This is a genomic window from Bartonella sp. AP57NXGY, from assembly GCF_042195805.1.
Taxonomy (GTDB): Bacteria; Pseudomonadota; Alphaproteobacteria; order Rhizobiales; family Rhizobiaceae; genus Bartonella.
This window is the reverse complement of sequence record NZ_JBHIOZ010000024.1, coordinates 10,481-19,446: the sequence shown is the minus strand read 5'-3', so window position 1 is coordinate 19,446 and position 8,966 is coordinate 10,481. Positions and strand designations below refer to the sequence as shown.

At 39.7% G+C, this 8,966-nt stretch carries 6 protein-coding genes and 1 riboswitch; of the genes, 3 read left to right on the top strand and 3 right to left on the bottom strand.

The features are described 5' to 3' along the window. Window positions 1-43: 43 nt before the first annotated feature. Window positions 44-250: a Trm112 family protein gene (locus ACFIL8_RS04370; protein ID WP_273791466.1), complete on the bottom strand. Its 207-nt coding sequence runs from the start codon at window positions 248-250 to the stop codon at window positions 44-46. Between the two features lie 13 nt (window positions 251-263). Further along, window positions 264-926: an LON peptidase substrate-binding domain-containing protein gene (locus ACFIL8_RS04365; RefSeq protein ID WP_375610818.1), complete on the bottom strand. Its 663-nt coding sequence runs from the start codon at window positions 924-926 to the stop codon at window positions 264-266. A gap of 446 nt (window positions 927-1,372) precedes the next feature. Then, window positions 1,373-1,470: riboswitch (glycine riboswitch) on the top strand. 136 nt (window positions 1,471-1,606) lie between these two features. Between ACFIL8_RS04365 and gcvT the strand changes: the two genes are divergently transcribed. From gcvT to gcvP, 3 genes are read left to right on the top strand one after another with little or no spacing between them, the layout of a single operon-like run. Then, window positions 1,607-2,719, top strand: a complete 1,113-nt coding sequence (gcvT, locus tag ACFIL8_RS04360) for a glycine cleavage system aminomethyltransferase GcvT (protein ID WP_375638775.1) — start codon at window positions 1,607-1,609, stop codon at window positions 2,717-2,719. 6 nt (window positions 2,720-2,725) lie between these two features. After that, complete coding sequence (gcvH, locus tag ACFIL8_RS04355; protein WP_375638777.1) at window positions 2,726-3,094, top strand: glycine cleavage system protein GcvH; 369 nt, start codon at window positions 2,726-2,728, stop codon at window positions 3,092-3,094. A 5-nt stretch (window positions 3,095-3,099) separates the two neighbouring features. After that, window positions 3,100-5,895: an aminomethyl-transferring glycine dehydrogenase gene (gene gcvP / locus ACFIL8_RS04350; protein ID WP_375688997.1), complete on the top strand. Its 2,796-nt coding sequence runs from the start codon at window positions 3,100-3,102 to the stop codon at window positions 5,893-5,895. A gap of 1,530 nt (window positions 5,896-7,425) precedes the next feature. Here gcvP and alr read toward each other — a convergent pair. Further along, window positions 7,426-8,541, bottom strand: a complete 1,116-nt coding sequence (gene alr / locus ACFIL8_RS04345; protein ID WP_375612295.1) for an alanine racemase — start codon at window positions 8,539-8,541, stop codon at window positions 7,426-7,428. Window positions 8,542-8,966 lie beyond the last annotated feature (425 nt).

Here is an 8,966-nt window from a genome sequence, read left to right as displayed (position 1 = left end):
TTGATAACAGTGGGCTTGTAGAGGGAAATTGCATGAGGATTTTTTATTTTTTATGCGTTATTTCTTCATTGTTTTGCAAAGGGCGCGCTTCTGAGGCAAGCATAATGGGAACGCCATCACGAATAGGATAGGCAAGTTTGGCTTTGAGAGAAATGAGCTCTTGTGTTTTTCGGTTGAAAGAGAGCGTGCCTTTCGTCATTGGGCAGACGAGCAATTCGAGCATTTTGGGATCTGTGGTCATTTTTTTCATGTTTGGACATTCATTAGTTTAAGCGGTAATCTGTTCCTGTTTGTTTCATGAGCGAGCGTTCTGTTAATGCAAGAAGAGTTTGAGCACGGCTTTCGATATCTGGAGCTTCAAGGAGAGCTTGTTTTTCTGCTGGTGTAAAGGGGATAAGGGCTGAAAAAGCATTAACCAATATAGGCGTAGGGGCTTCTATGATGCTGCTCCAATTATATTCCATTTCATGGATGGTTAGATATTTTTCAACAACGTCGAGTAAGTTCTCTCGGTTAATGCTTTCTTCAATATCAAATTCTTGCAAGTCTTTTATGTTTGATTGGATGAGAGCTGTTCGATAGGATTTTGTGTTTTTCAATTCTTGTTCTAAAGTGAAGCGGCAAACACCTTGTAAGATAATGAACAGTTGTCCGTTTCCTGTTTCACTGTAGTTTGTAATGCGCCCTATACAGCCTGTTTTATAAAGTTGTGTAGAGAAGCGATCTGTATCCGATGAAAGTGGTTGAATAATGCCCAATAGACGATCAGTTACCATAACATTTTCAATCATTTCAAGTGATTCTGGTTCAAAAATATTGAGTGATAAAAAACCACCGGGTAGTAAGAGTGCACCTTCTAAAGGAAAAAGAGCAATTTGCTTTGGAAGATCATTTTCGCAATTGTAAGAGATATTACCAGCTTTCATGAGTATTTTGTCACCTTTGTTCGGTAGTTTTAGTCTGTAAATAGTCGCTATTTATGACACTATTGAGAAAGCAGAAAACCTACTTCTTGTGCATTAAAATCATACTTATAAAATATTTGAAGTCCTTATTCTCAAAAAGAATATGAAACCCTATCTTTAAGGTTGAACTGCGCGCGAAAGAATATTGCTTTGCGATCTTTTTAGTGTGTGACGTTTTGCATGATTTTCAAGAGGTATTTTTGTTTATAGCTTTTGATTTTTGTCTTAAATTTCCTAAAATGTGTTGCTTGCAATTTTTGTAAGGTTCAAAAGGGCACTATTATAAATCTTTTGAAGGAGCTTATGCAAGTTTTAAAATGAGAACATTTTCATCACTTTACTAATGACAGTGTGATGAAGATAGGCTATAGGTTTAAATATGCTGGAAAGAGCGTTATCGTTTCTTTCATTCTTTTGCGGGAGAGTGCAGATTGCAAATTTTCGCATTGCCGCCGAAGGGGAAATAGCCCATAATCTCTCAGGCTTTAAGGACCGTAAAAGGAAGAAGGCAGATCTGGAAAGTCGGGAGAACCCGCGCCGAAGGTGTAAGCGAAAAATCTTTTCGCGAGTCTCTCAGGTTGATGACAGAGGGGGCAGAGACGACCATATTCTGTGGGCGTTAGCGCAGCTTTGGAGTTATTATGGGCACAGCACAAGAAACATCTTTTTTAAAAACACTTCCTTTATATGATTTGCATGAAAACGCAGGAGCAAAATTTGGTGCTTTTGCGGGTTGGAACATGCCTTTAACTTATCCTCTTGGCGTTTTAAAAGAGCATCTTCATACGCGTGCACATGCAGGACTTTTTGATATTTCTCATATGAAATTGATTGCGGTTGAAGGGGCACAAGCTGTGGAATTTTTGTCCTATGCTTTTCCCATTGATGCAGCAGCTTTAAAGATTGGGCATTCACGGTATAATTATTTGCTTAATGAGCAGGCTGGTATTCTTGATGATCTTATCATTACCCGTTTGGAAGAGGGTCGTTTTATGTTGGTCGCCAATGCTGGGAATGCACAGGCTGATTTTTTAGAATTGGAAAAGCGTGCGGTTGATTTTGAATGTCAAGTGATTGCCCTTGAAAGGGTATTGCTTGCGCTTCAAGGTCCTGAAGCGGCAGCTGTTCTTGCTGATGCCGATTTACCAGGGAATGAATTGTTCTTTATGCAAGGATTCGAACCACAACAGGATTGGTTTATAACGCGTTCTGGTTATACGGGAGAGGATGGTTTTGAAATTGCTTTGCCTATAGGGCATGCGCATATGTTGGCTGAAAAATTGCTGAGTGATTCTCGTGTTGAGTGGATTGGACTTGCCGCACGCGATAGCTTGCGGTTGGAAGCGGGGCTGTGTTTGCATGGAAATGATATTACCCCTGATACGACACCTATTGATGCGGCTCTAACATGGGCTGTTCCTAAAAGTGTTCGAGAAAAAGCACAATTTTATGGTGCAAAGGCTTTTCTTGAAGCACTGCAAAAAGGACCGGCTCGTTGTCGTGTTGGATTAAAACCGCAAACGCGTCAACCTATTCGTGCCGGTGCGGTGCTTCTTGATGATCAAGGTAATGAGATTGGCATTGTAACATCAGGTGGTTTTGGTCCTTCTTTTGATGGTCCTGTCGCGATGGGTTACGTTCCTGTTGATTTTAAAGTTGAAGGGACACAAGTCTTTACAGAACTGCGAGGCAAAAAGATTGTATTATCAGTTCATTCTCTTCCCTTTGTTGAACAACGTTATTTTAAAGGATGATTTTTTATGTCTAAAACTTATTTTACACATGACCATGAATGGCTTAGCGTTGAAGGGCAAATGGTGACTGTTGGGGTTACGCATTATGCGCAAGAGCAATTAGGGGATTTGGTTTTTGTTGATTTACCACAAAGTGGAACAAAACTTTCCAAAGGAGAGGCGGCGGCTGTTGTAGAATCAGTGAAGGCGGCTTCAGATGTTTATGCTCCTCTTGATGGTGAAGTGGTCGAAATAAATGAAGCCTTGGCTGATAATCCTGAACTGGTAAACCAGAAACCCGAAACAGAAGGCTGGTTATGGAAAATGACATTGCAGGATGAGACACAACTGGAGGGGTTGTTAGATAAAGATGCTTATAAAGCTTTGATTGGATGAGTACCATGATCGAGCGTTCTTTTTCTTCTCGACATATTGGGCTGCGTCCTGATGAAACACAAAAAATGCTTGATGTTTTAGAGCTTGATTGTGTTGAGACACTTATTTCTCAAGCTGTTCCACACTCTATCCATTTGGGACGTTCACTGAATCTTCCAGAGGCTGCTAGTGAAGGACAAGCCTTGGAAGAACTCTCCAAGATGATGGAGCGTAACCATGTGCACAAAAGTTTTATTGGGCAAGGATATCATGGAACTTATGTGCCTCCGGTTATTTTACGAAATCTGTTTGAAAATCCTGCTTGGTATACTGCTTATACGCCTTATCAAGCAGAAATTAGCCAAGGTCGTTTAGAGCTTTTATTTTATTTTCAGACATTGGTTAGTGAACTAACAGGTTTGCCTGTTTCTGCTGCTTCCCTTCTTGATGAAGCAACTGCTTTAGCTGAAGCCAATGCCCTTGCTGTTCGCTTTTTCCGTGAGAAAAAAACAAAAATTTCTCTTCAGAGTCTTTTACATCCTCAGACTTTGAGTGTTGCGCAAACGCGTGCTGAAACACAAGGGATTCAGATTAGCCAAAATGGCGAAATTGATCCTGATACAGCGGCAATTGTTTTGTCTTGGCCAGATACAAAAGGCTCTTTTCATGATTACAGTGAGATCATAAAAGAGGCAAAGGAAAAGGGAGCTTTAGTTATCGTTGTAGCTGATCCTTTAGCGCTTACTCTTCAGGAGCCACCTGCTCAATGGGGGGCAGATATCGTTGTTGGCACTATGCAGCGTTATGGCGTTCCGATGGGATTTGGTGGTCCACATGCTGGTTACCTTGCTGTGAGTGATGCGTTAACGCGTCTTATTCCAGGGCGTATTGTTGGTCAATCCGTGGATACCAAAGGACGCGTTGGTTTTCGTTTAGCTTTGCAAACACGTGAACAACATATTCGGCGCGATAAAGCGACGTCAAATATTTGTACAGCGCAGGCTTTGTTGGCTAATATGGCAACCGCTTATGCTGTTTGGCATGGGCCAAAAGGCTTACAAGAAATTGCGCAGCGAATTCATCATTTAACATGTCGTTTTGTTGCTGGTTTAGAAGCAGCAGGGATTCATGTTGAAGGGAAAAGCTTTTTTGATTGTGTGAGTATTTCTGTTAAGGGAAAAGCGCGAGAAATTGCGCATCAAGCCAAAATAGGTGGGCGCCTTATTCGTGTTCTCGATGATGACACTATTGCAATCAATTTTGATGAATTATCAACAGAAGAAGATGCTGGTGCTTTAGCGCAGCTTTTGGGGGCACAACTCTTTGATAAGGTTTCTCCACGACTCTTTGGAAAAAAACGGGATGCTGCTTTTCTTTCTCAGCCTTTTTTTCATGCTGTTCATTCAGAGACAGATATGATGCGCTTTTTGCGTCGTTTAGCGGATAAGGATTTGGCGCTGGATCGCGCTATGATCCCTCTTGGTTCTTGTACAATGAAGCTTAATGCAGCTGCTGAATTGATGCCTGTGAGCTGGGCGAGCATGGCCAATATACACCCCTTTGTTTCACAAGAGGATGCAGCGGGTTATTTGGAGATGATCAACCAGTTAAATGCGTGGTTGTGTGAAATTACAGGATTTGCGCAAGTTTCTTTTCAGCCAAATTCTGGTGCTCAAGGTGAATATGCTGGGCTTTTGGCTATCCGACGATATTACCAATCACGAGGAGAACATCAACGTACAGTTTGTCTTATTCCTGCATCTGCGCATGGTACCAATCCAGCTTCGGCTCATATGGCAGGGATGGAAGTCGTTGTGGTAAAATGTTTAAGCGATGGTGATGTTGATGTAGACGATCTCAAGATGAAAGCGCAATTGCATAAAGATAAATTGGCTGCTCTTATGATTACTTATCCTTCAACCCATGGTGTTTACGAGGAAAGCATTAAGGAAATTTGTTCTATTATTCATGAAAATGGCGGACAAGTTTATTTTGATGGTGCTAATCTCAATGCCCTTGTGGGGCTTGCTCGTCCTGCGGATATTGGCGCTGATGTTTGTCATATGAATCTTCATAAAACATTTGCTATTCCTCATGGTGGTGGTGGTCCTGGTATGGGACCAATTGGAGTTGCAGTGCATCTCAAACCATTCTTACCAGGTCATGAACAGGATGGGACAACACATGCGGTTTCTGCTGCTCCTTATGGAAGTGCGTCTATTCTTGCAATTACATGGATGTATATTCGAATGATGGGGGCTGATGGCTTAAAATATGCAACACAAATAGCCATTTTAAATGCCAATTATATTGCTGCACGTCTTTCAGCTGCTTATTCCATTCTTTATCGGGGCAAGCATGGACGTGTTGCTCACGAATGTATTGTGGATACACGCGTGTTGAAAGAGCAGTATGGGGTGAGTGTTGATGATATTGCAAAACGTCTCATTGATTATGGATTCCATGCGCCTACGATGTCGTTCCCTGTTCCGGGAACTTTAATGATTGAGCCAACGGAATCAGAACCAAAAGCAGAGATTGATCGTTTTTGTGATGCTTTACTCTCTATTGCTGAAGAAGCGAAAAAAGTTGGGAATGGGGTTTGGCCAAAAGACAATAATCCATTGGTGAATGCCCCTCATACAGTGGCTGATACTTTAGATGATGCTTGGGTACGACCCTATTCGCGACAAGAAGCTGCTTTTCCCAACAGTTCTCTTGATCCAGCCAATAAATATTGGCCTCCTGTATCGCGTATTGATAATGTTGCGGGAGACAGAATGCTCATTTGTTCGTGTCCACCATTGGGAAATACCTATTAAATAACAAATATATATTTAATTTGTTTATTTGCATGAACGAAAAAAGCCCACACATTTTGTGTGGGTTTTGTACTTGTTGATCATGTTACTATGGAATTATTTGTCTATTTTCTAGAATTTTGCATTGTTTTTTATAACATGAGCAAAATCGAAAAAGTCGACAAAAAGCTGTGTTTTGTCGGCAATAGGCATGCTCTCCTTTGCATTCTACCGTATGACATGGTTTTTGACTAGTCGGCATCGGTTTAGCCAGCTAATTCATGTAAACGAGAGTGAAAACCTATGAGGATAGGGGCACGTCTGTTGCATGTGTTGTGACATACTACTTCTCACTAAGGTGACGACGACGGGTTGTAGAAAGAATAAAATCAAATTTAATGTTTTTGATGATAAAGACACGCGAAACTCTGTTGTTGCATCTTTTCGAGTCAAGAATTGTCTAAATATTTCTCTTTAATCTGCTTTTTGTAAATATGACGAAAAAATATGTAAGAACACCTGTCAGAATGAGCAAACGCAAAGCCAAATGTATTATGTTTTTTTTTACAAGGGGTCTTATAAAAGCCGGCACATCTTTCCACTTCATTGCAAGTCAGTTTGTGACTTTACGGCGCTGTTTTCCTAAGAGCTCGTGTGCTTTAGCTGTTGCCTGTAAATCAACATCCAAACTTAATGCAGCAACATGTCTTGAGCCAGAGATTGAGAAAAAAAGAGCTTTATGAGTAGTTCCTGCTTTTGTCTGTCAGATGAGGGCGGGGATTGCGTATTTCTGTTGACGTAATCTTTGAAACTGGAAGACAATCTTATTTTGGAAAATGTAAAGCCGTAAGGTGAAAATCAATCCTCAGTTTGTCATCTCCTCTTAATTCAGCTTTATGGCTTTCAAAAGCATTTAAAGCAATGTTTTTTAAATAATGGGGATTACACATTGCTCCATACTTTATATTTATTGTGTTCTTTAGTGGGGGAATGATCCTCATGTAAAACAGAACGCTCCAAAAAGAATATACTTGAGTTGTTAATTCACGTGTTTGTTTTAAAGAGACACTTCGCTCCCAATCCCATTTCGCGACGGCGCTCGTGAATGGTGTAAGGGTAAATCCATTGATTCCCCACTATCTTTACGCTTCATAACGGAGTAAGCTGGGCACTATCATACACTTTGCCAGCGCCTAATGTTATAGCTCTTGGCACTATGGTTCATAAGAGGCATTATTCTTTTCTTAAATCATTTTTATCTACACATAGTTCAGCTTGTGGTATGCAAGCGAATGATTTTAATTGGGAAATTAATTTTAAAAACTTTGTAGTAGATTCTTTTTTGTCAATTTATGGGGAAAGGCTAAGTTTTTGTATTTTAGGTGAAAGCTACTTCCATAAAACAGTCCATCAACTTGTCTGTTTTGAGATTTCTGTGAATGTACGGTGTCTATGACCATTCTGTGTGGTTGATTGTTGTAAAATCTTTTGTAAAAGCCCCTCAATTTTCTAAAATGATGATTTTTATCAATTTATTTTTTTAAAGAGTTTTTATGTGTAAATGTATTTATAGCGGGAGCCAAGAGATGTTAGAATTTCATTGGGAAGGGTATCGGCATCTATAGATACTTTTTCAAGTGTTTGATGGGGACCAATGAGTTCTACCCAGTCACCAGTTTGAGGTTTTTGTTCAAGATCGGTCGTATCTACAATAATGGAATCCATAGAAACCCGCCCAACCATGGGAAGTTTGTGCCCGTTGAAATAAACAGTTCCTTTATTCGAAAGAGTACGGAGCCAGCCGTCTGCGTAGCCTATAGAAATGGTTGCAAGAGTGCTTGGTCTGTTGGTTATAAAGCTTTCTGCATAACCAACAGGTGCTCCTATATCAACAACGCGGCTTTGAATGACTTGGGCTTCAAGTTTTAAAACAGGTTTCAAAGGTGATGGGTGTTTTCCCCGCGGATCAACTCCGTAAAGTGCAATGCCTGGACGAACAAGATCAAAATAAAAATCTGATCCTAGAAAGATACCTCCAGAATTGGCAAAGGAAACTTTGCAAGCAGGCAATTGCGCAAGGATCGTTTTGAAAGAAGTCAATTGGGCATAATTTGATGGGTGGGTATCATCTTCTCCGTTAGAAAGATGACTAAGAATATATTTTATTTCTGCTTTTTCGAAAATTGTAGGGTGTTTGATGAGTTTTTGTAATTCTTTTTGATCCAGTCCTAATCGGTTCATATGGGTATCGATTTGAACAATTGCTGGAAATTTTTTATCTTTTTTTTGACAAATTTTTTGCCAATTTTCAATGGCATTCCAAGAGTTTAGAACAGGAACAATACCAGATTGTGCGACAAACTCTTCTGCTAAGTGTGGAAGTCCATTCAGAATGGCAATTGTGACATTTGATGGTAAAATGCTTTTTAATTGGAGTGCTTCTCTGATTTGGGCGACAAAAAAAGTGCGACAACCAGCTTGATAAAGGGCAGGAGCAATTTTGTGAGCTCCTAATCCATAGGCATTTGCTTTTACAACTGCTGAACATTGTGTTGGAGCTACACGTTTGGCTAAAGTAATATAATTGGCAACAATGGCACTGACATCGATGGTTGCTACAGCTGTATAGAGTGATGTATTTATTTCATCATTAACGGATTTGTTCATTTTAAAAGCTTATCTGTGTTCGTGAAATACGGAGTTTTTTTGGTTGTTTCATTGAGGTTCTTTACGATATAGGGGAAAGACACTATTTGCTATGGTCAAAATCATTAAGAAGCCTATGCTGCCATTAAAGTCGTTTTTTATGTAAAATGGTACTCTAGATATAAGAGATAGTTTAGTTTTATTTGTGTTGTTATCAACATGGTATCTTCTAATGATTTGTAAAACATAGACTTTTTTACTTATTTTTCCTCGTTTAGGCATATAAAAAAATAAACATAGTTTATTGTATTGTATCATTTTGAAGAGTGCAATGTTAGACTATTATTGCTGGTGTGATTGTTGTGATTAAATATTGCATTGGCTTCTTATTTAGAGAAGGTAAAATGATTAAATTAACCACGTTAAGTCAATGTATTACAAGTTTT